This is a genomic window from Paenibacillus algorifonticola (assembly GCF_000971975.1).
Classification (GTDB): domain Bacteria; phylum Bacillota; class Bacilli; order Paenibacillales; family Paenibacillaceae; genus Pristimantibacillus; species Pristimantibacillus algorifonticola.
Window position 1 is genome coordinate 42115 of record NZ_LAQO01000033.1, and the last position, 21646, is coordinate 63760.

Consider the following 21646-nt stretch of genomic DNA (forward strand, 5'->3'; position numbering starts at 1 on the left):
CGAATCCGAGAAACGAAGGAGAGATACTCATAATGAAAACACGTAAGCTGGGCAATAGTGACTTGGTTGTTTCTTCAATTGGTCTAGGTTTAATGGGCATGTCCCCCGGTATTTATGGAGCTACCGATGATGAACATTCCATCCGTACGATTCACCGTGCCTTGGAGCTAGGTGTTACATTATTGGATACTGCAGATGTTTATGGCAATGGACATAATGAACAATTACTGGGACAAGCCCTCAAGGGCCGTCGTGAACAAGCTGTCGTTGCTACAAAGTTTGCTTTCGCACCCAATTTCGGCGTTATTAACGGTCATCCCGATTATGTAAAGAAATCAATAGACGAGAGCCTGCAACGTTTAGACATTGATTATATTGATCTGTATTACCAGCACCGTGTAGATCCAAATGTCCCTATCGAGGAAACAGTAGGTGCGATGGCTGAACTGATTGCTGCCGGTAAGGTTCGTTATTTGGGCTTGTCTGAAGCAGATTCCGCTACCATTCGCCGAGCTCATGCCGTCCATCCGATCACTGCTTTGCAAACCGAATATTCGCTTTGGAGCCGAGAAGTGGAGGATGAAATTTTACCTACCGTGAACGAGCTGGGTATTACGTTTGTAGCTTACAGTCCGCTGAGCCGAGGCTTCATTACTGGCGAATTGCAGAAGTTTGAGGATCTTGCAGCGAATGACGTTCGCAGACATTTGCCGCGATTCCAAAAGGAGAACTTCCAAAAAAATGTGGAGCTAGTAAACAAAATCAAAGAAATTTCCATTGAAAAAAATGTCACCGCTTCGCAACTGGCACTATCATGGACCATTGCAAATGGTACACTTCCTATTCCGGGAACTAAACGCTTAAAATATATCGAGGAAAATGCAGGAGCGGTCGATATTGAACTAAGCGCCGAGGATCTGGCCCGCATTGAAGCTGCTAGTCCAAAAGATACAGTGCACGGTACACGCTACTAATTAAATGCAGAGCTGCACTCCGGCCTGCCTTTAGCAAAAAACAGCAGCTCTCCAATTAGGAGAATTGCTGTTTTTTTGATAATGCTCATACTTCCGATTTCATACTTCTTAAGTCGTGTCCATTACTCAAACAGCAAAGGAAGCTTGATTTTTACTCGGGTACCTTGCCCAGGATTGCTGATAATCGTCACCCCATAGCCCTCGCCATAGAGCAGGGTTAAGCGGTCATGCACATTACGAATGCCAATGCCCGAGAAAAAATGGCTGGCCGAATGCAGGCCTTGTCCGCGCTCGCGGTCATCCCCCTTGCCAGGCGAATCCGCAGGAGCTCCCCCTCCTTTCATGCTTCGCTTATTTTCCGCTTCCCCATTTGCTGCCTCACTCGCACCCCAACTGTGTGCTTTAACTCCGGTTTCCAAATCCGCGGCGCCACCAGACTGGACAACGGCTGTGCTCCCTGTTGAGCCCGCTTGTCCCAAGCCGCTAATACCGACGCCGTTGTCTACGACTTCACAAATAAGCGAGTCGCCCTCGCGGGAAATCAGCACGTAAATATATCCTTCACTGCGATCATGGAACGCATGGAAAAAAGCATTTTCCATAAACGGCTGGATAATCAACTTCGGCAAATGCGCCCCCATACAATCCTTGTCCGCAAAATAGTTGACCCGAATCTGCTCGCCATAACGCACATGGTTAATAAATACGTAATTTTTAAGATTGACGAGCTCCTGCGAAACCGGAATCGTCTCGCTAATATTGCTCACCGTATTTTGCAGCAAGGAGATCAGGGCATTTATCGTGTCCGCGGCCTTGTCCTTGTTGCCCTGCTGCACCAAAATTTTAATCGATGCCAGCGTATTATACAAAAAATGTGGATTGATCTGCATTTGCAGCGCAGACAGCTCGGCATTGCGCTGATCCTTCTGCGTTTGAATGAGCCGCTTAATGTAATCGTTCAGCTCATCCAGCATATAGTTGTAGGCATTGCCCAGTTGCTTGATTTCGTAGCTTCCCGTTACCGACGTATAATTGTTGAAGTCATTTTTCGTCACCCGCGAAATTTGCCGTGCCAGCAGCGTAAGCGACTTCGTTAGCCGCCTTGAAATCACGAAGACGATAATGAGCGCCAGCAGCACGATCGCAAGAGAGATGAGCGCAACCATTTTGAAATCAACCATTTGGCTCATGACCTGCTGCTTATCAATCAAGTTCACCAAATAAAAATCATAGGTCGGCAAATATTTCGACAGCACAAGGCTGCTTTTTCCCATCGCCGTTGTATCCATAACGTCCAGCTGCTGCTCTTCAATTTGCTTGGCATAGGTCAAAAGATCTGGTACCGTTGTCCCTACAAGCTGCTCACGGTTGCTCGAAACGATCATGCCCGCTTTGTTTAATATAACGACATCATTTCCGATGCTCGTAAAGCTCGTATAAAACTTCCGAAAATCCTTCTCTTTTATTGCAAAATAAAGCTGGCCATAAGGCTGGCTGCTCGTCCGCTCCAGCAGCGTTTTCGAGGCAACAACAACCGCATTTGAGCTGTCTCCAGCCTTCATGCTTTCCTGGTCCAGCTCATACAAAATACGCCGCGGCTCCAGCAGCGCATGCTCCGTTAGCTCGCTGCTGCGAAGCTTTTCGATAGAGCGAGGCCAATAGCTGCTGTCAGACGAATGGCTGCGCCCATTAATGCCCGTTATCGTAATGTTCACCGAATAAGCGGAGACATTCGATTGAATCCGCTTCATCTGCGTATTGGCTTCATAATATCTTTTCAGCGACTGAGCGGTCCCTTGATCGGGCTCCTTCAGAAATGATTTGAGTGTTCCGCTTTGCTGCACATCATTCGTCGCGGTCACAATGGAATAGCTGAACGACTCGAAATTGGTCTGGACCTGATTGATGATCTTTCCATTCGTAATGCTGAACGTATCCATAAACAGACGCTGCGACATCTGCATCATCACAAGCGTAGTAAGCAGCGAAACGGAAATGATGCTGACTAAGGTGACGGTAAACATTTTAATAAACAAGCCATGATATTTAAATTTTGCTAAAAATGCCTTCATGCACTAGTTCCTTTTCTGGTTGACATATTGTTTGCGGTAATGGCTAGGCGACAAGCCCGTTATTTTTTTAAACACTTTTGTAAAATAGCTGTGATCCGAATAGCCTACCATGCCGCTGATTTCCGAAATGGATGCCGTATCCGCTAGCAGCAGCTCTGCCGCCTTCTCCACCCGAATTTTGTTCAAATATTCGCTAAAGCCCTCATTATTATGCGCACTGAAATACGTAGACAAATACGAAGGGTTAAAATGAAAATGCTTCGCCAGCTCCGTCAGGCTAAGCGGCTCGGCATAATGCTCGCCAATATAGGCAATCAGCATCGCCATATTCGGATTGCCAGCTCCCTGCTTCCTTGTGGCCAGCACGGCCTCCGCTTCGCTCACGAATGCCTCCATTAAAACAATAGCCTCGCTTATATGCGATGCATCGCCAATTTCCTTGAAGTAGCGGTATTTCGCCTCCTCCAGATGCGTGGCATCCACCTCCAGACGGCCCAATACAATCGTCATATTAAAAATAACATTGCTAAGGAATGATTTAAACTCAAATACATCCTTCTTATAAAAATGCGGGGCGCCCTGCACATAAGCAAGCAGTTCGCTAAAAGCGTTATCAAACTGCTGCTTGCTCAGCTGCTCGGAAAAACGCGGCAAATCAAACTTATCCTCTATAGGCGGCATGTATGGCAGTTCCCCTGCAATAAGCAGACGATCCGGGTCTGCCAAAAAAAAGCGGTAGTCGCTCATTTTCAGAAAGTTGAGCTTGAAATGGTCTCCCACCTCGGTATAATCGCTAAACGGCTCGCCCAGCGTCCATCTCGCCTCAAGCTTCTGCTCGCCTGTCCACTCATCAAGCCTGCGCGCTGCGGCGGCAAGCTGCGAGCTTTCCCGCTCATTCAAATTAATGAGCAGCACGGCGCGTCCCGCTTCCGCCCTAAGCGGAAAATAGACCGACTCTTCAAGCGAAACGACGAGCTCCGCCTGCATCCTTTTTTTGAGCAGCTCAGCTGCGGCGAGCACGGCATTTTTGTCTCCAGACGGCTTGCACTCTGCACCAAGCATCCGAAAGCTGTCGTAAGGGAACGTCTCCGTTTCTTCCTCAAGCTCTACGCCGAAGCCATCCATCAGCATGTCCAGCAGCACCTGGACCGTTGTGTTTTTATCTGCTGGGGCAAGCTCCAGCTTCAATGAAGGAATTCGCTGCGCGGTGCGCTTCAAAACCTCAAGCAGATGGGTCGCCTCCAATTTAGGCTTCAATATATAATCGGCAACGCCGCTTTGAAACGTCGATCTGACATAATCAAATTCCCCAAAGCTGCTAAGCACAATAACTTCGATTTCCGGAAATCTCGCTTTGACAATCCGGGTCAGCTCCGCGCCGTCCATGACTGGCATGACGATATCCGTTATAACGATATGCGGCTCCAGCTGCTGAATTTTCTCCAGCGCCTCCGTTCCACTCGCCGCCTCGCCGACGATTTGAAAGCCTTCCTTTTCCCAATTCAATAAATGCTTAATGCCTTGCCTGACTAATAGTTCATCATCTACAATGAGCACGCGGCAATAAGGAGCCATTACGTTCCCTCCATTTTCATCCTGCTATTCATTCCGAAGTGTCTGGGGCTTATTCATAATAGGTGCGAATTCGTATATCCTGATTGTAATTGCCAAACCCCTTGCCATACAAGGTTAATCCTCCCCTGCCCGGCACACTTTCCTCCGCGCTGATGCGCAGCATCAAATATGGGCTATCCCAATCCAAATCATGAATCGTCAGCTCGGATATTTGCAAGCCATCAATGAAGGTTCCATTCGCATTGAGGCGCAGCACCTTCATTAAGCCATATTGATTGACATCGCCCTGCCACCAATCCGGTGACAGCCTGCCGCGCACACGTCCAAAATCGCCCGGGCTCGTCCATTCGCCCAAATACAAGCCATTGATGAAAAAGCGAATATCCGACGGCCAATTCTCATTAATTTGCGGCGCTTCTGAGCCAATCTCCAGTGAAATTTCCAATTCCTGCACTCGTTGATCAACAAAAAGATGATTGGGCACCTTATATTCGACATACCCTCGTGCAAACCATAAAATGCCGGCATTCATTCGCTCCGGGTCCAAAAAATATTTAGGATTATCATATTGTCCGATCAGTTTTTCCGTTGTCGCAATGCCGCAGGTTGGGAAGGCGGCTACATCGGTATAATGGCCGACCGGCAGCATCGTTTCGATATTTTTCCGCTTCTGATCGTTGGGCTTGGACAACTGAATTTGCAAATATTCCGTCGACAGCGAGCAATATTTATACGTTCCGCCGCCTACCCGTTTCATTTTGCTCGTGACAATTCCAGCTTGCTGAAGCTTGTTCACATGGGTGCTGACAATGGCGCTGCTCAAATAAAGCTCGGCAGCCAGCTCCTTAATATGCCGCTCCCGCTCATCCAGCAAATCAATAATTTGCAGGCGAACCTCGCTCGCCAGCGCTTCATACACGCGAAGCGATTCCGCATTCGTCGTTAAGTACATTCTGACACATCCTATTTATAGAGTTAGCAATTTAGCTAATCCTTCATCATAACCGCTCTTAATTATTGCTTGTATTTATTCATTATGTTAAAAATATAAGGAGATAGCAAGTACATGAATTCAGTTTTTGGCTAATTCATCATTTTTTATAAGCAAGGAGAAAAAGGCAAGCGGAGTGAAAAGGTTGAGCTGGAGAAGCGTCAGCGCCCGTCTTTGCCCGTTGTTTATTACCTATAATCGATCTAATCGAAAAAACAACGGGCAACAACGGTCGTAAGCCAACCTTTTCACGCAGCGCAGACCTTTTTTCACCAGACACCAGACTTTTAAACAGGAGGTTTACCATTATGTCTTTGAAATCAACGATGCTCATTGATAAACATTTTAAAATTGCCGAGGTTGACCCGCGTCTGTACGGATCATTCATCGAGCATTTGGGACGTGCCGTATACGGCGGCATTTATGAGCCGGGGCATCCGACTGCCGATGAGAACGGCTTCCGCCGCGATGCGCTGGAAGCGATCCAAGCGCTGAACGTTCCTATTATACGCTATCCAGGCGGAAATTTCGTCTCCGGCTACAATTGGGAGGACGGCGTTGGTCCGAAAGAAGAGCGCAAGCGTCTGCTTGAGCTGGCTTGGTGGACGACCGAAACGAATGAAGTCGGCACAAACGAATTTGCCGATTGGGCAAAGCTCGTAGGCTCCGAAGTGATGATGGCGGTCAATCTCGGCACACGCGGCGTCGATGCGGCCCGCAACCTCGTCGAATATTGCAACCATCCATCCGGCTCCTATTATAGCGATCTGCGTATTTCCCATGGCTACAAAGAGCCGCATAAGTTCAAAACGTGGTGTCTGGGCAATGAAATGGACGGCCCTTGGCAGATCGGTGCCAAAACAGCAGTCGAATACGGAAGACTTGCGAATGAAACAGCTAAAGTGATGCGCTGGGTCGATCCATCAATCGAGCTTGTTGCCTGCGGCAGCTCGTCGAGCGGCATGAGCACATTTGCTGATTGGGAAGCGACTGTACTGGATTTGACGTATGATCAGGTCGACTACCTGTCGCTGCATACGTATTACAACAATAATGAAAACAACTCAGAAAACTTTCTTGCGAAATCGCTCGATATGGATCAATTCATTTACAGCGTAACGGCGATTGCGGATTACATGAAAGCGAAGAAGCGCAGCAAGAAGAAGCTCATGCTGTCGCTGGATGAGTGGAATGTATGGAACTCCATCGGCACAAGCCGCGCAGAGGAACGCTGGCATATTGCACCGCCGGAATTTGAGGATGTATATACGCTTGAGGACGCGCTTGCTGTCGGCTGCTTCGTCATTACGCTGCTTAAGCACGCAGACCGGGTGAAAATCGCCTGCCTAGCCCAGCTCATTAACGTCATCGCTCCGATTATGACGGAAAATGGTGGTCCGCTATGGCTGCAAACAACATATTTTCCTTACAAGCACGCATCGCTGTATGGACGAGGCACAGTGCTTCAACCGATTACTTCATCGCCAAAATACGATTCGAAGGATTTCACTGATGTGCCTTATCTGGAAGCGATTAGCGTTCATAATGAAGAGCAGGGTGAAATTACGATTTTCGCCGTCAACCGTCATTTGAAGGAAGCGCTAGACCTTGATGTCGATGTTCGCAGCTTTGGTGCCGTCAGCATCATCGAGTATGTCGTACTGGAGCATGACGATATTAAGGCAGCTAATACGAAAGCTCGTCCTAATCAAGTTCTGCCGCATAACAATGGCACAGCCAAAGTCGATGGCGGCCAAGTTAGCGCCGTACTGGGCAAAGCTTCGTGGAATATGATCCGCTTGAAAGTGGCTTCCAACTAGCCGCGTCGAGCCGAACTGAAAATAACCTCCGAAACTCACCTAAACAAGGGAGCTTCGGAGGTTATTGCGGTTTGCTCTGAGCTGTCCAGGTTCATTTTGGAAAGCATGCCAACTGCTGTTGTTCGTGAAAAAAACGGGGATGAGCTGCCGTAATGGCTGCTTCAAATCTATGTTATTCCGTGCGAGGATTGCAGAGCAGCGCATTTGCTAAGCAAGGATTGCTTCATGACGGCTCGTTTCGTTTGCTGCTTCTGTACAGGCTGTGGCTGCTCGAAAAACTGCTCATCCTGAAACAATTGTTTAAAAGCCTGCATCGCTGCCTGAGCCGCCAGCGCTTCATTCTCCAGCACATAATAAGCGACCTGATAACCATAGACCTCATATTGTTTGAGCACAGCGGCTTTGTGCTGCAGCTTCTGTTGCCTTGTCAAAGTTGCGTTCATGGCGTCAAGTCACCTTCCTGCCCTGGCGAATGTTCCTCATCTAAAGCGAAACCGCTCTCTAAAAGCTTGGTGAATAAGAGGCATCGCTGCGCCCTTTTCACCAAGCTTCTAACTATGTAACCATGATAAAGAGGGGAAACAGCAGTATGTATGTTTGCCATATATGAATAACTTAACTATACAAGAGGATGATTGGACGCAATAGTACCATGTTTTTATAGTACCTCCGGTTGATTACACTTGCACGGGTTGGCGGCAGCAGCATTGCTATTTTCAGCGAAGGCGGGCTATAATGTTGAGAAAAAGAATTCCATTATATGCTTTAGTGGACAGAGGATACTTTCATGATTGAAATTCGAACTTCCCAGCTTAGCAACGGCGAGCTGAACCGCGGCGTTTTCGCCACCCAGGACATTGCCGAGGGCGCACTTATTCACGAAGCACCCGTCATTCCTTACGACAACGAGGAGCATGTCCATATTGAGAAAACGATTATTGGCGACTATGCCTTTGAATATGGCGCAAACCATTCCGCCATTTTGCTCGGCTACGGCATGCTGTTTAATCACTCGTATACGCCGAATACGTTCTATGAGCTTAATTTTGACAATTTGACTGTAGACTTTTTTGCCCATTCCGATATTAAGGCAGGAGAAGAACTGCTGATTAACTATAACGGCGAAGTCGATTGCGAGGATCCTCTATGGTTTAATGAGGAGCAGGAAGCGAAAGAAGCAGATTAGTAGAGCGATGATTGGAAAGATTGAAGCCCGGAAGATAGACACTAAGAAATTGGTGTTCATCTTTCGGGCTTCTTATGCTTCAACCGCTGACAACAAGCGGATCGGCTCCTGCAGGAGGATGAGTCGTCTTGGTTAGCATCATTAATCCGATAGCAAGACCCACTCCAGCGGCCATAACGAGGCTCCCCTGTCCAAACAAATGATAAAGGAGCAATCCAATGCCAGTCGATATCAAATGCCCGCCAATAACATTGCGTGGTTGCGACAACGGGGAATCCCATATGCCAAAAACCAGTACACAGGTGGCTCCAAACGGAGCCATAATCCATACAAGGTCCGACTTTTCAGTCAGCGAAAGAATATTTTCAGGCAGGCTTAGCCTATACCCTGATGCTGGAAACTTTTATTTTACAGCAATGAGATTAGTAGGCTCACAGGCGCGGATGTGGGAATATGGTTTTTAGAGGATATACGTTCGGAGAGCAGCTCGTTTAATGAGGCTGTCAGCCTTGCGGATGCTTTTGTAACTACTCTGAATCATGCTGAAGAAGTAAAGCAAATGATTCATCCATTTGGGAAAAAATTGACCGTTATAGGGGCCATTATCGAACAGGCTTCCCTATTGGAAATAGCAAAATTGCCTTCTGCTACCTCGCTTGCTTTCGTTTGTTTAGGTAAAGTCGGCGGTGAATGGATGGCTGAACGCGTACTAGAGGCTGGAATTGAACTCACAAATTGCAGTACAGTGGGAATGGATGATTCCATGCTGCTAAGCAAAGTGCTGAGTGAGGCTGATCGTGTATACGCTTCATCAGTCGTGTTCGAGGATCTGAAGCAAAAAACGCCCGATAACGTGCATTTATACCCTATGCAGCTGGAGAAAAGCAGCGAATTGCTTTTACAAGAGTTGGCCGTTAATAAATCTATTCGCTGAAAATACAGAGCAATTGAAAAGAAAAAAAAGCAGCCCTCAGCCGAGCAATCGGCCGATAGGCTGCTTCTTTTCTATGCTCGCAACTTCTAGCATTTGCGAGGCTGCATGGACCCCGCCCTCCTGTACGAGCCGGTAAGCCCGCGCAACCTCCTGCTCCGTCGGGCTGGGAATGCCCTCAAGCGGATATTTGCGGCCAAGCTGCTGCCACTTGTATACGCCCATTCGGTGATAGGGCAAAATCTCAAATTTCTCAACCGATTGAAGCTTGCTGATATAAGCGCCAAGCGCGCGCAAATCGTCGCCGCCATCGGTTACCTGCGGAATGAGCACATGCCGAATCCATACCGGCTGCTTCCACGAGCTCAAAGCAGCTGCGAAACGCAAAATCCGCTCGTTCGGACGGCTGGTCAGCTGCTCATGCTTGGCGGAATCGATCATTTTCAAATCCAAGAGTACCAGATCAGTAACCGCCATAAGAGGCTCGGCGTGATTCGGTTCGCAAAATCCAGACGAATCAAGCGTCGTATGCAGCCCCCAGCGCTGCTTGCATGCTTTGAACAGCTCGGTTACGAATGGCGCTTGCAGCGTCGGCTCTCCTCCCGTAACCGTAATGCCGCCGCCGGAGCGGCGGTAATACGGCACATAGGGCTCTATTTCCTGCAAAATATCGTCGATCGTCACCTGTCTTCCCGCTCCGGTATCCCACGTATCTGGATTGTGGCAAAACTGGCATTGCAAAGCGCAGCCCTGCATGAAAAGCACGAAGCGGATCCCTGGCCCATCGACGGTTCCAAACGTATCAAAGGAATGAATTCTGCCTAACATGCTTGGGGCCTCCTTTCTATACCGCGCCGTGGAACGTACGGTTAATGACATCGAGCTGCTGCTCGCGGGTAAGCTTAATAAAATTGACGGCATAGCCCGATACACGAATCGTCAGCTGCGGGTAATTTTCCGGATGCTCCATCGCATCAAGCAGCTGCTCCCGTTCAAAAACGTTTACATTTAAATGATGGCCGGAGCTATCCGCATAACCGTCAAGCAGCGAGACTAGATTGTTAATGCGTGTCTGCGGCTCCTTGCCGAGCGCCTTTGGAATGATCGAGAACGTATTGGAAATGCCGTCGAGACAATCCTCGTACGGAATTTTGGCAACGGATGCGAGCGAAGCAAGCGCGCCCTTGCGGTCTCTGCCATGCATCGGATTTGCGCCCGGCGCAAAAGGCTCCCCTGCTTTTCTTCCATCCGGCGTGCTGCCCGTTTTTTTGCCATATACGACGTTCGATGTAATCGTCAGCACCGACATCGTTGGCAATGCGCCGCGGTAAGTGCGATGCTTGCGCAGCTTATTCATAAACGTTTCTGTCAGCTGTACGGCGATCCGGTCTACCCGCTCATCATTGTTGCCGTACATCGGATATTCGCCCTGAATGTCAAAATCGACAACGATGCCATTTTCATTGCGAATCGGAATAACAGCCGCATGCTTGATCGCACTCAAGCTGTCCGCCACAACAGACAAACCCGCAATGCCGCATGCCATTGTACGCAAAATCTCGCGGTCATGCAGCGCCATCTCCAGCCGCTCATACGCATATTTATCATGCATGTAATGGATAATGTTCAGCGTATTCATGTAGAGGCCAGCGAGCCATTCCAGCATGGCGTCATATTTGCCCATTACCTCTTTATAATCGAGCCGCAAATCGCTCGTTATCGGGGCAAATGCTGGCCCAACCTGCGCACCGGACACCTCATCTACTCCGCCATTGATGGCATACAGCAGCGCTTTCGCAAGATTAGCCCGCGCTCCGAAAAATTGCATCTGCTTGCCGATCCGCATCGCAGAGACGCAGCAGGCAATGCCATAATCATCGCCGAACTGCGGGCGCATAATGTCATCATTTTCATATTGAATCGAGCTCGTTTCAATTGACACCTTCGCACAATATTTTTTGAAGGCTTCCGGCAGGCTCGCTGACCATAGTACGGTCAAATTCGGCTCTGGTGCCGGGCCTAAATTGTATAAAGTATGAAGAATACGGAAGGAGCTGCGCGTCACCCGGGTCTGCCCATTCACTGCCATGCCGCCAATCGACTCTGTCACCCAGGTCGGATCACCGCTGAACAGCTCATTATAGTCCGGCGTCCGCAAAAACTTCACGATCCGCAGCTTCATTACAAAATGATCCATCAGCTCCTGTGCCTGCTCCTCCGTCAGTCTTCCTTCCAGCCGATCGCGCTCGATATAAATATCGAGAAAGCTGGAGACGCGCCCAAGGCTCATCGCCGCGCCGTTCTGCTCCTTAATCGCCCCAAGATAAGCAAAATACAGCCATTGGAACGCTTCCTTCGCTGTAGCTGCCGGACGGGATATGTTGCAGCCGTAGGCAAGGCTCATCTGCTTAAGCTCCTGCAGTGAACGAATTTGCTCGGATATTTCCTCCCGGTCGCGAATCGTGTCCTCCGTCATCGTGCCTGTTTCCAGCAGCACCAGCTCTTGCTTTTTCCCAGCAATGAGACGGTCGACCCCATACAGGGCTACACGGCGGTAATCGCCAATGATTCTGCCGCGTCCATAAGCATCTGGCAGCCCTGTAATGATGCCCGCTTTACGCGCCGCGCGCATTTCTGAGGTGTAGGCATCGAATACGCCTTGGTTATGGGTTTTGCGAACCTCGGTAAACATTTTGACCATTTCAGCGGGAAGCTCGAAGCCGTAAGCCTCGCAGGCATCTACGACCATTTTGATGCCGCCGAATGGCTGAATGGAGCGCTTCAATGGCGCGTCGGTTTGCAGCCCGACAATCTGCTCCTTCTTCTGGTCAATATAGCCGGGAGCATGTGCGGTAATGCTGGAAACCGTATGCAGGTCAATATCCAGCACACCGCCGTTTGCCCGCTCCTGCTTGACGAGCTGCTGGATTTTTTGCCATAGCTCGACTGTTGCCTCAGTGGCTCCAGCCAAAAATGCCTCATTGCCTGTATAAGGCTGTATGTTATGATCTAGAAAATCCTTTACATCAATGCGCTCCTGCCATTTGCCTGCTGCAAAGCCGCGCCAAGCACCCGCAGATTCTGCCACTTTAATGCGATCGGTTTGATTGACAGCCATCTTTTCCGCCTCCTATATCCTTTATAGCTTCAGTATAAAACCAGATCTCCTTTTATAATGTGAAAATTATCACAATCTATAAAATAAATAATGATTTTCCAGCCGGATATGCTCCAGCAGCTTCGCTTCGAGCTGCTCCAGCCTGCTGTACGTATAAGCGAAAGCTTCACACGCATCATCCGGCAGCATATAATGCGCCGAAGCCAACCTAAGATGCAGGAGCATATTGCCGATCCGCCTATGGTCGCCTTCAAGCTTCTCGACCATTTGCTTCGCCTGCCTGAATGCAGTAGCGGAATTGTGCCGCTCGTATTTCAGAATAAGCGGGAAAAAGCATTCTTCCTCGTCAATCAAATGCTGCTCCAGCAAAGCCTTTAAAGCATGGAAGCGCTGCTGCAGCTCTATCAGCTGGCGGTGCTGGCTGCCATGAACGCTCGTAATGAGCGCGGTCAATTCATGCAGCAACGGCAGCTCGGCTCTGAGAAACAGATGATAGCCGAACATGAGCTGGCGCACCATCCCGGCAATAGACTGCTTGCTCCAATCTGCCGGTTTCAGCTTCTCCGGATGAATGCCAACGTCCTGCCTCTCCTTCTGCTCCAATAGCGCATGCAGCAGGTGATTGCCGCTGCAGCAAGCACACTGTCCTAGCCCCTTCTTGCCTTGACCGCCTTCCTTGTTAAGCGTTGCCGTATTCAATAGATAAACCTCCTTTATTCATTTAAGATACTTGCTTCTATCGTTCCAGCCCTAACTGTCCCGCTTGCTCAAGCGTTAGCCCCAGCTGCACGTCCGTGCCTTCCACCTGCAGCGGATAGGTTTGCACCAGTCCAGAATCAGGAGCCTGCACCTGCCCAGTATCCAGCGCAATCTTCCAATCGTATAGCGGGTCCAGCACAAAATGTCCCGATACCATGCCTTCAGCCAGCGGCCCTCCTCTGCGATGAGGACTGCGATTGTCCAGCGCATACAAGGTGCCGTCTGTTGTACGAAACACGGCAATCTCCTTCTGATTCAAGCGAATGACCCGCCCCATCCGTTCCCGAAAGTCTTCGAGCGTACCGATTTTAATATAGGTCAAATCCTTGTTTACCTGTGTAGTCATTTGGATGCTCCTCGCCTTCTATCTTTTATTTTTTAGCGCTTGCTCAGCCTATCCTTAAGCCGCTGCCTATTTCATTTGAATCGCATCGAACAGATAGCTGCTTTCCCGCTGCTCCTCAAGCGCTGTGCTCCAAGGCTCCTTCAACTCGGCAAGCACTGCTAAAATATCCTGATACAGCTCGCGGCGGCGGTCCATATTGTCAACGACTTCTGCTTTAATCGCCTCTATGCCGATGCGCTCCACCCACTCCGAAGTGCGCTCCAAGTAGTTCGCCGTTAAACGATAATATTGGGTAAAAGCACCCACCATCTGCACAAGCTCTTCATCTGTTTTCACTTTGCACAGCAGCTCGGCGATGCGCGGCTTGATTCCGCCATTGCCGCCAACGAACATTTCCCAGCCGCCGTCATTGCCGACGATGCCAATATCCTTCGTACACGACTCGGCACAGTTGCGCGGACAGCCGTTCACGGCCATTTTGAACTTGGCGGGCATGTCGATCCGCTCAAACGTTTTTTCCAGCCGAATGCCCATGCCGATCGAATCCTGCGTACCGAAGCGGCAAAATTGCTGACCGACGCAGGTTTTCACCGTACGCAGCGCCTTCGCATACGCATAGCCCGAGGGCATATCCAGCTCTTCCCATACGAGCGGCAAATCTTCTTTCGCGACCCCGATCAAATCAAGCCGCTGACCTCCAGTTACTTTGACCATTTTCACATCATATTTCACGGCAACATCGGCAATTTTCTTCAAATCCTCCGGCGTCGTCACGCCGCCGTACATCCGCGGCACGACCGTGTAGGTGCCATCCTTCTGAATGTTGGCGTTCATCCGCTCATTGACGAAGCGCGAATCTTTCTCGTCCTCATGCTCCTGCGGCCACAGCATGCCCAAATAATAATTGACCGCTGGCCGGCATTTCGAGCAGCCCTCCGGATTATGCCACTGCAGTACATGCATGACCTCTTTCACAGTCGTCAAATGCTTCTCTTTTATCGCAGCTACGATTTCATCGCGGCTGAGGTCGGTGCAGCCGCAAATGCCCGTCTTCGTCTTCTGCCCCGCATACTCGTCACCTAGCACATATTGCAGCAAATGGCTAACTGTCGGTACACAACCGCCGCACGAACGCCCAGCCCCTGTGCACGCCTTCACCTCATCGACCGAAGTAAGCGAGTTGTCCTTGATCGCCTTTATGATGCTCCCCTTCGATACGCCGTTGCAGCCGCATACGATTTCATCGTCGGCCATTTGCGCTACGCGGTCAGCGGCCGACAGCACGGTGCCGCCTGCTCCCATCAGCTCTGCATAAATAGCCTCCGTCATAGCAGTCCCTTCGCGCACCCATTGCTGAATCCGGCTCGAATCGCTGACATCGCCATAAAGCACACCGCCAACGATTGTATCGTCCTTAAGCAGCAGCTTCTTGTACTGCTGTTTCCAGTCATCCTGCTTGCGAATGACCGTCAGCTCTGGCTGATCCAAGAATACGCCAGTCGAAAATACATCTACGCCCGAAATTTTCAGCTTCGTCGACAATTGCGTTCCCTCGTACGGCTTCGTTTGCACGCCGCATAGCTGCTTCGCCAAAACGGCTCCCTGCTCAAACAGCGGGGCGACCAATCCGTAGCAAACGCCGCGGTGCTCGGCGCATTCGCCAACAGCGTACACGCCATCCGCCGACGTTTGCATGTAATCATCGACGACGATGCCCCGCTTCACTTCAATGCCGCTCGCGCTGGCCAAAGCCGTATTGGGCCGTATGCCCGCTGCCATGACGATAAAATCCGATTCCAGCTTCGTTCCATCGCTGAAGGTCAGCCCCTCTACGCGCTCACCGCCATAAATTTCCGCCGTCTGCTTTTCCATAAGAAAATGCAGCCCCTGCCGCTCCAGTTCCGCCTTCAGCATCGCCGAAGCGCTCGGGTCAAGCTGGCGCTCCATTAAATCCGCCATCAAATGAATGACCGTCACATTCATGCCCAAATTGAGCAAGCCCTTGGCAGCTTCCAGACCGAGCAGCCCGCCGCCTATAACAGCCGCATTGCGATATTGCTTCGCCGCCTCCAGCATGACGCTGCAATCCGCAATGTCGCGAAAACCCACGACGCCCTGCTTCTGATGCCCAGGAACGGGCAGTATAATGGGATTCGAGCCTGTAGCCATAATTAGACGGTCATAGGCTGCGGTCAGCCCATTGTCCGCCGTAACGATTTTTTGCTGCGTATCAATGGCCGTTATCGTCGTTCCCGTATGCAGCGTAATACGATGCTCCTCATACCAGAACCAGCTGTTCAAAATAATATCGTCCATCGTTTTACTGCCTTCCAATACATAAGAAAGCATAATCCGGTTATAGTTTGGATGCGGCTCGCTGCCGAATACCGTGATGTCGTATTGCTCCGGGGATAGCTTGAGTATATGCTCCAGCGTGTTTACTCCCGCCATCCCATTGCCAATCAGCACAAGCTTTTGCCGTTTTGCTCCCATTGTAAACGCCTCCCTGTACAGCTTTCATCGTTCTCACCATCAGTATAAACAACAATGAGCGGTAGGTATGTGATATTTTTCACAAAACAAACAATAATAATAAAAATAGCCCCTTCCCGCCATATGGCTATAGCGAAAGGGGCTATCCTATGCTTCTACGCGCCTTTAAGTTGGCCGTTTGTCCTCCAAATACATCCTTACAAGCGGATTAACGCGCCGCGCTCATCCGCCGAGCGAAGCTCTGCTTCAATAATTTCCAGCGTGCCAACAGCGCTTTCCGGCGTACATACCGATACGGGCGTACCCGCTTTTACCGATTCAAGGAAATATTTGATTTGGCGGTAATAGCCCATGTCCGGCGAAAGATCAGCTACAAAACCCGGCTCATGGTTTGGATTCACTTTAACCTGTCCGTTCTCGAACAGCAGATTGCCGCCTTCAAAATTGACGCGGTACGTCATCGCAAAGCCAAAATCGCCTTCCAGCGTCCAATCGGCTTGCGCATTCAGCACTTTGCCGTCCGGGTAGACGTAATGTGTTGATACGGTATCGTAGCCGCTGCCAGGAATGACGTTGCGAGCGAGCGTCGATACTTGCTCCGGATTGCCGAACAGCCAGTGGATAATATCTGTATCATGAATATGCATATCCAGCACAGCCCCGCCGCTCTTGCTGCCATCAAGGAACCAGCCCTTAGGAGCGGCAGAGCCTCTGAAGAAATAACCGCCCGTTACCGCGCCAAAACGACCATCGTCAACAACGGATTTCAAATATTCATAAGCTGGCCAGAAGCGCAGGCATTGACCAATCATCAGCGTTTTGCCTGTGCGCTCAGCCGTTTGCGCCATTTTCCAGCCATCAGCGGAGTTGCCGGCTACCGGCTTCTCGCACAGCACATGCAGCCCCTTTTCCAGCAGCGAGCAGGTCAGCTCTGCGTGCAAATAAGTGGGCAGTGTAATGTCGATAATGTCGAGCTCCTCGTTTTCGAGCATTTTCTCAATGCTGTCATACAAGTTGTACGGCGAAAGATCATAAACCTCTTGGCCCGTCGCCATATTGCCGGAAGCTTTGCCATTTTTCAATTCCTCGATCATCAGATCGCAAATCGCTGCCAATTGCACAGGCGCGCCTTCTTCTGTCAGACGAACGTAGTTGTCGAAATGCATGCGTCCCATAAAACCGAAACCGATTAGACCTACTTTTAACATGGTGAATCCCCCTTATCAAATAAATGCTTTAGGCGAAATAGGCTAAGCGTTTCCACGGCCCAAAATCGCGTCCATCGCTTTTGAAGTATTGAAAATAATTTGCTCGGCATGATGCGTGTACGGCGGAATCATTTCGGCCGTTACGTAATTGTCATAGCCAATCGCCTGCAGCGCCTCCATGACAGCTGGGTAGTTTACATCGCCTGCAAGCAGATCGACAAAGCCATGAAGTCCGCCCGCTTGGCGGCGGTAATCCTTGAAGTGAACCTTTTTGATCCGGTTGCCCAAAATGCGTACCCACTGCTCCGGATAACCGTTTTGCACGACGTTTCCTACATCGAAATAGGAGCCTACATAGCTCGAACCGAATGAGTCAATAAACCCGCGCAGCTCAAGCGGCGACAGCAGAAATTTATTCCATACATTTTCAATGCCAATGGATACGTTCGCGCTTTCGGCAAAAGGGACGAGCTTCGCAATCGACTCCTGGGCACGGTTATACGCATATTCGTAATCCGTTACTTCGCTGCCGAGAATAAAGTCAACGCCAACCGCGCCAGGGATGACCAAAATCGTATCGACGCCAAGCGCCGCCGCAAGCTCCAGCTGTTTTTTGCAAATATCAATTGCTTTGCTTTGCGTCTCCGGGTTCGCGCTTGTCATGGCATAATCCCAATATAGACCTGTCGCAAGGCCCGCGATTTCCAGCTCAGCTTCCTCTAGACGCGCCTTGATGTCGCGAATTTCCTGATCCGTTGCCGCGAGGCTCAGCTCGCCCGTGCCGTTAAGCGACAGCTCGATGCCATCAAAGCCGGCTTTTTTCGCCGTTTGGATGCAGCTGGCGATGGTGGTGTCGTTTTTGAATGACCAAATATTAATCCCTTTTTTCATTTGGGTTTCCTCCTGTTAAATAAATTAGATTAAAAGATGGGTGAAAAAGGATCGGCGCTGCGTAAAAGGTTTAGTTTTCGATCGCTGTTGCCCTTTGTTTTCCTGAACAATACATGCTTCATCGGTGGAAAACAAAAGACAAAGGCATATCCTTACGAAGCTGCTTTCCTACGGAAAGCTTTAGGCGAACGCTCACGCTTCTCAAATCCAAACCTTTTACTCCGCTTGCCTTTTTCACCCGCCTTTTAATTAAGAAACTTTAATTAAAAATGAGCTTGCCGAAATACTGCGGCAGATGGAAGTTCACCGCTCGCGTAGGACGCCATGCTTGATACTCGCGAATACCCTGAACATCCTGATCGATGCGGTAAACGTTGATTCGCATCGTTAAACCAGGGGCGAAAGGACGCTTGAAATTGGATGCTGGAATATCAATGAAATAGAGCAAATTTCCTTGACCGTCTGATTGTACGGTCGTTTGGAGGGCGGAAAACTGCCAATTCAGATCGGAGGAGATGATGCCTCCTGAGCCGTCATTTTCGATGACAGCATCAAATACGATGTTATAAGGGCTAACCTCCAGCTCCATATAACGCCGACCCTCCCCCTCCTCGTCAATAAACACCTCGACAACATCCTGCTCATAAAGCGGCTCGTCCCGCTTCGTAAAATCAGATACGATATGCGAATCCCTGCATGCGAAACGGATATGCAAATGCTCCGAACTCCAGCCCATCCTTACCTCCGTCCGCTCCCGTGGCGGCGCGCCTGTTACCGTCTCAACCAGTTCCAACGCCTCGCAATGGCCCCAATCCAGCGAAACGGATGAAGCGCCAGATACTGCGGGCTCCATCCGCTTGCAAATGTAGCTGCCGCCAATGGCGGCAATAGCGGATTCCATCAGCTTCATACTCCTTTTTTAGCAAAATCCGTGATGTTGAAACCCATTAGCAAACATGTGATAATACATTTATAATAGCCGATTTAATCGGATTTTTATTTAGTCGAAAAAGAGATTATTTGCACAATTCCGTTTTATTGCGCATACAAATATAGGAAAGGCGGTTGACTCTGTGGACAACCTTGCTGCACGCTACCCTCTGCAAAGGGTAGCTCCTTTTCGGGAATGGTCGCCGAGCGTCCATTATGCCCAGTTCCAAACCCTGCCTCCGGGCCCGATGCCGAGGCGAAGGCTGTATGATTTTGAGCTGCTGTATGTTGCCCATGGCGAAGCAGCCACCTATATGCACGGACAGCGCTATACGCTTACTGCGGGTCAGCTTATTTTTTTGCCCTCTGGCGTCTATCACCAAAATGAGATTATATCGACTCCCGAAGCAAGGTTTCTTGGCATTCACTTTGATTTTTTCGATGAGCTGGATGTTCAGACAGAGGCGGATATGGTCGTCTATACAGAAGAGGCCCAAGGAGATAAATTTGCAGTGGAAGCTTGCGCGGAGCATCTGGCTTCGTTATCGGCGAGCATCGTCTATACGCCTTCACTCGTATGCGTTCAGCTCATGGAGCAGCTCGTGCACGAGTTTACGATGCGCCCGCCCGGCTATGAGCTCGCCTGCAAAGCGTATATGCTGCAAATTCTCACCCATCTGCTGCGCTCCTCCTTATCAAGCTCTGTTGCGCAGGCTTCTGTGCATGGGGACAAACTGCTGGAGGTGATGAAGCAAATCGAAGACGCGCCAGCGGAGCCATGGACGAACCCAAGCCTTGCGAAACGGCTTAATTTGAGCGTCGATCATATGGCGAAGCTGTTTAAGCAAATAGCGGGAATGCCGCCGAGCGAATTCGTCCAATCGATCCGCCACCGGGAGGCGAGAAGGCTGCTGCGTGAATCCGGGCTGTCGATTGAAAGCATCGGCGAAAGCGTTGGCTATCCCGATATTCATTATTTCAGCCGTATTTTTCGCCGCCATGAAGGTATTTCACCGCGCGAATACCGCAAGCTGTCCAACATTTTATAAGCAGCAAGCCCGGTAACAAGCAAACAAAAAAAGAGGACGCCTGATTTACATCAGAAGTCCTCTCCTTCTTGCTATTGCGGGGTCCTTCATTGACCGCGCCCAGAGTGCAAAATACCATATCCGAGCATAATCTTATAGCTTGATTATAGGTGTAGATGAAGCTGCGTTATGTCGTCACATGCGCAAGCTTGCTGCTGGTGGAATGGCGGAGTAGGCATCGGTAGGGAATGACCATTTTGACCGCGATTTCATATTGATTTTCCAAATAATCGATCAGCAGCTTGACCGCGAACATGCCCATCTCAAGCTTAGGCACATGAATGGTCGAAAGCGGCGGCGATGTAAATTCGGATATTTCAATGTTATCGACGCCGAAAAAGGCGATGTCATCGGGAATTTTCAGCTCACGCTCCGTCGCTGCACGCATCGCTGCAATCGCCATCATGTCACTCGCGGCAAAAATAGCCGTCGGCCGCTGCGCATTGTTCGCAAAAGCCTGCTTGGTCAGCTCGTAACTGAGCGCTACATCCCATTTGACATCAATGACCCATTCATCGTCAATCGGCAAGCCCGCTTCCTTCAAGGCGCTTTGATACCCGAGAAAACGTTTTTCCGCACGGAAGTCGTCCTTGTATTCCGAGCCGCCAATATAAGCGATGTGGCGATGGCCCTGCTCAATGAGATGGTTAACAGCCTCCTTCGCAGCCGCCTCCCGGTCATAGCTGACAACCGGAACCTCTCTATCAGCAATATCGACGCCGACGACCGCCCGGACATTCGCTTTAATCCAGCGGTACGCTTCAGGATCAATGCGCTCCACTACGAGCATGCCGTCGATTTGATGCTCCTCCACCAATGCTTGCAGCTGCTCGGTATCGGCTTCCTTCTCAATGCTGTATACGAATTCGAGGCGCATGCCTGAGGCGGCAAGCTCCTTCTCTATCCCTTCCAATATGACGGAAAAATAAGGGTTGTTGTATTTGTTTTGCGGAATCGCCACTACGCAGCCAATCCGATAGGCTGTTTTGGCTTCTGCCTTTTTCTTCTTTGCCGGTCGAAGCGTGCGATAGCCAAGCTGCTCGGCGGTTTCCCAAATTTTTTTACGGGTCTCGTCGCTAACGGAGCGATTGGCATCGTTTTTCATCACGCGTGAAACCGTCGAGATGGATACGCCAACGCGATCCGCTATATCTTTCAGTTTAGCCATTCCTGATTCCTCTTTTCACCCAAGCAGTAGATAAAAGCCCGACTATAATTGGGGCAAATTTTATTTGACCAACATTAATTTGCGGCAAATATAATT

Annotated in this window: 18 protein-coding genes and 1 pseudogene; 5 read left to right on the forward strand and 14 right to left on the reverse strand. The window is 49.9% G+C overall.

The window, feature by feature from the left end; genetic code table 11:
- Positions 1-32: 32 nt before the first annotated feature.
- The gene (locus WH37_RS26995; RefSeq protein WP_046233760.1) at positions 33-974 is read left to right on the forward strand and encodes an aldo/keto reductase; all 942 of its coding nucleotides are present in this window, start codon (positions 33-35) and stop codon (positions 972-974) included.
- Positions 975-1096: 122 nt separating this feature from the next.
- On the opposite strand, the gene WH37_RS27000 is transcribed toward WH37_RS26995, so the two are convergent.
- From WH37_RS27000 to WH37_RS27010, 3 genes are read right to left on the reverse strand one after another with little or no spacing between them, the layout of a single operon-like run.
- Positions 1097-3046, reverse strand: coding sequence for a sensor histidine kinase (locus WH37_RS27000; RefSeq protein ID WP_046233761.1), 1950 nt, complete (start codon positions 3044-3046; stop codon positions 1097-1099).
- A gap of 3 nt (positions 3047-3049) precedes the next feature.
- Positions 3050-4621, reverse strand: a complete 1572-nt coding sequence (locus tag WH37_RS27005; RefSeq protein ID WP_046233762.1) for a response regulator transcription factor — start codon at positions 4619-4621, stop codon at positions 3050-3052.
- Between the two features lie 49 nt (positions 4622-4670).
- Positions 4671-5573, reverse strand: coding sequence for an ArsR/SmtB family transcription factor (locus tag WH37_RS27010; RefSeq protein ID WP_046233763.1), 903 nt, complete (start codon positions 5571-5573; stop codon positions 4671-4673).
- Between the two features lie 347 nt (positions 5574-5920).
- Here WH37_RS27010 and arfA point away from each other — a divergent pair, with 347 nt between their 5' ends.
- On the forward strand, positions 5921-7432 hold the full coding sequence (arfA, locus tag WH37_RS27015; protein ID WP_046233764.1) for an arabinosylfuranosidase ArfA: 1512 nt from the start codon (positions 5921-5923) through the stop codon (positions 7430-7432).
- Between the two features lie 167 nt (positions 7433-7599).
- Here the strand turns inward: arfA and WH37_RS27020 are convergent, their stop codons facing one another.
- The gene (locus WH37_RS27020; protein ID WP_046233765.1) at positions 7600-7875 is read right to left on the reverse strand and encodes a hypothetical protein; all 276 of its coding nucleotides are present in this window, start codon (positions 7873-7875) and stop codon (positions 7600-7602) included.
- 344 nt (positions 7876-8219) lie between these two features.
- On the opposite strand from WH37_RS27020, the gene WH37_RS27025 reads away from it, so the two are divergent.
- Entirely contained in the window at positions 8220-8618 is a 399-nt protein-coding gene (locus WH37_RS27025) for an SET domain-containing protein (RefSeq protein ID WP_046233766.1), read from the forward strand.
- A gap of 88 nt (positions 8619-8706) precedes the next feature.
- Here WH37_RS27025 and WH37_RS27030 read toward each other — a convergent pair.
- A pseudogene (locus tag WH37_RS27030) lies at positions 8707-8991 on the reverse strand (HPP family protein); the annotation flags it as partial.
- Between the two features lie 72 nt (positions 8992-9063).
- Between WH37_RS27030 and WH37_RS27035 the strand changes: the two are divergent.
- Complete coding sequence (locus WH37_RS27035; protein ID WP_052737249.1) at positions 9064-9552, forward strand: hypothetical protein; 489 nt, start codon at positions 9064-9066, stop codon at positions 9550-9552.
- A 36-nt stretch (positions 9553-9588) separates the two neighbouring features.
- On the opposite strand, the gene pflA is transcribed toward WH37_RS27035, so the two are convergent.
- The 8 genes from pflA to WH37_RS27075 all read right to left on the reverse strand — a co-directional run bounded on the left by pflA (position 9589) and on the right by WH37_RS27075 (position 19265).
- The gene (gene pflA, locus WH37_RS27040) at positions 9589-10377 is read right to left on the reverse strand and encodes a pyruvate formate-lyase-activating protein (protein ID WP_046233767.1); all 789 of its coding nucleotides are present in this window, start codon (positions 10375-10377) and stop codon (positions 9589-9591) included.
- 16 nt (positions 10378-10393) lie between these two features.
- Entirely contained in the window at positions 10394-12667 is a 2274-nt protein-coding gene (gene pflB, locus WH37_RS27045; RefSeq protein WP_046233768.1) for a formate C-acetyltransferase, read from the reverse strand.
- 69 nt (positions 12668-12736) lie between these two features.
- Complete coding sequence (locus tag WH37_RS27050) at positions 12737-13366, reverse strand: hemerythrin domain-containing protein (protein ID WP_052737250.1); 630 nt, start codon at positions 13364-13366, stop codon at positions 12737-12739.
- A gap of 37 nt (positions 13367-13403) precedes the next feature.
- The gene (gene nirD, locus WH37_RS27055) at positions 13404-13772 is read right to left on the reverse strand and encodes a nitrite reductase small subunit NirD (protein WP_046233769.1); all 369 of its coding nucleotides are present in this window, start codon (positions 13770-13772) and stop codon (positions 13404-13406) included.
- Positions 13773-13838: 66 nt separating this feature from the next.
- A complete protein-coding gene (nirB, locus tag WH37_RS27060) occupies positions 13839-16265 on the reverse strand; it encodes a nitrite reductase large subunit NirB (protein WP_046233770.1) in 2427 nt (808 codons plus the stop codon).
- A 197-nt stretch (positions 16266-16462) separates the two neighbouring features.
- Positions 16463-17473 carry a Gfo/Idh/MocA family protein gene (locus WH37_RS27065; RefSeq protein WP_046233771.1) on the reverse strand — a complete coding sequence of 337 codons (1011 nt, stop codon included), beginning with the start codon at positions 17471-17473 and terminating at the stop codon, positions 16463-16465.
- 42 nt (positions 17474-17515) lie between these two features.
- Positions 17516-18364 carry a sugar phosphate isomerase/epimerase family protein gene (locus WH37_RS27070; RefSeq protein ID WP_046233772.1) on the reverse strand — a complete coding sequence of 283 codons (849 nt, stop codon included), beginning with the start codon at positions 18362-18364 and terminating at the stop codon, positions 17516-17518.
- A gap of 259 nt (positions 18365-18623) precedes the next feature.
- Positions 18624-19265: a carbohydrate-binding family 9-like protein gene (locus WH37_RS27075; protein ID WP_177218062.1), complete on the reverse strand. Its 642-nt coding sequence runs from the start codon at positions 19263-19265 to the stop codon at positions 18624-18626.
- A 172-nt stretch (positions 19266-19437) separates the two neighbouring features.
- Here WH37_RS27075 and WH37_RS27080 point away from each other — a divergent pair, with 172 nt between their 5' ends.
- Positions 19438-20343, forward strand: a complete 906-nt coding sequence (locus WH37_RS27080; protein ID WP_046233773.1) for an AraC family transcriptional regulator — start codon at positions 19438-19440, stop codon at positions 20341-20343.
- Between the two features lie 166 nt (positions 20344-20509).
- Here WH37_RS27080 and WH37_RS27085 read toward each other — a convergent pair whose 3' ends face one another.
- Positions 20510-21550, reverse strand: coding sequence for a LacI family DNA-binding transcriptional regulator (locus WH37_RS27085; protein WP_046233774.1), 1041 nt, complete (start codon positions 21548-21550; stop codon positions 20510-20512).
- Between the last annotated feature and the right edge of the window lie 96 nt (positions 21551-21646).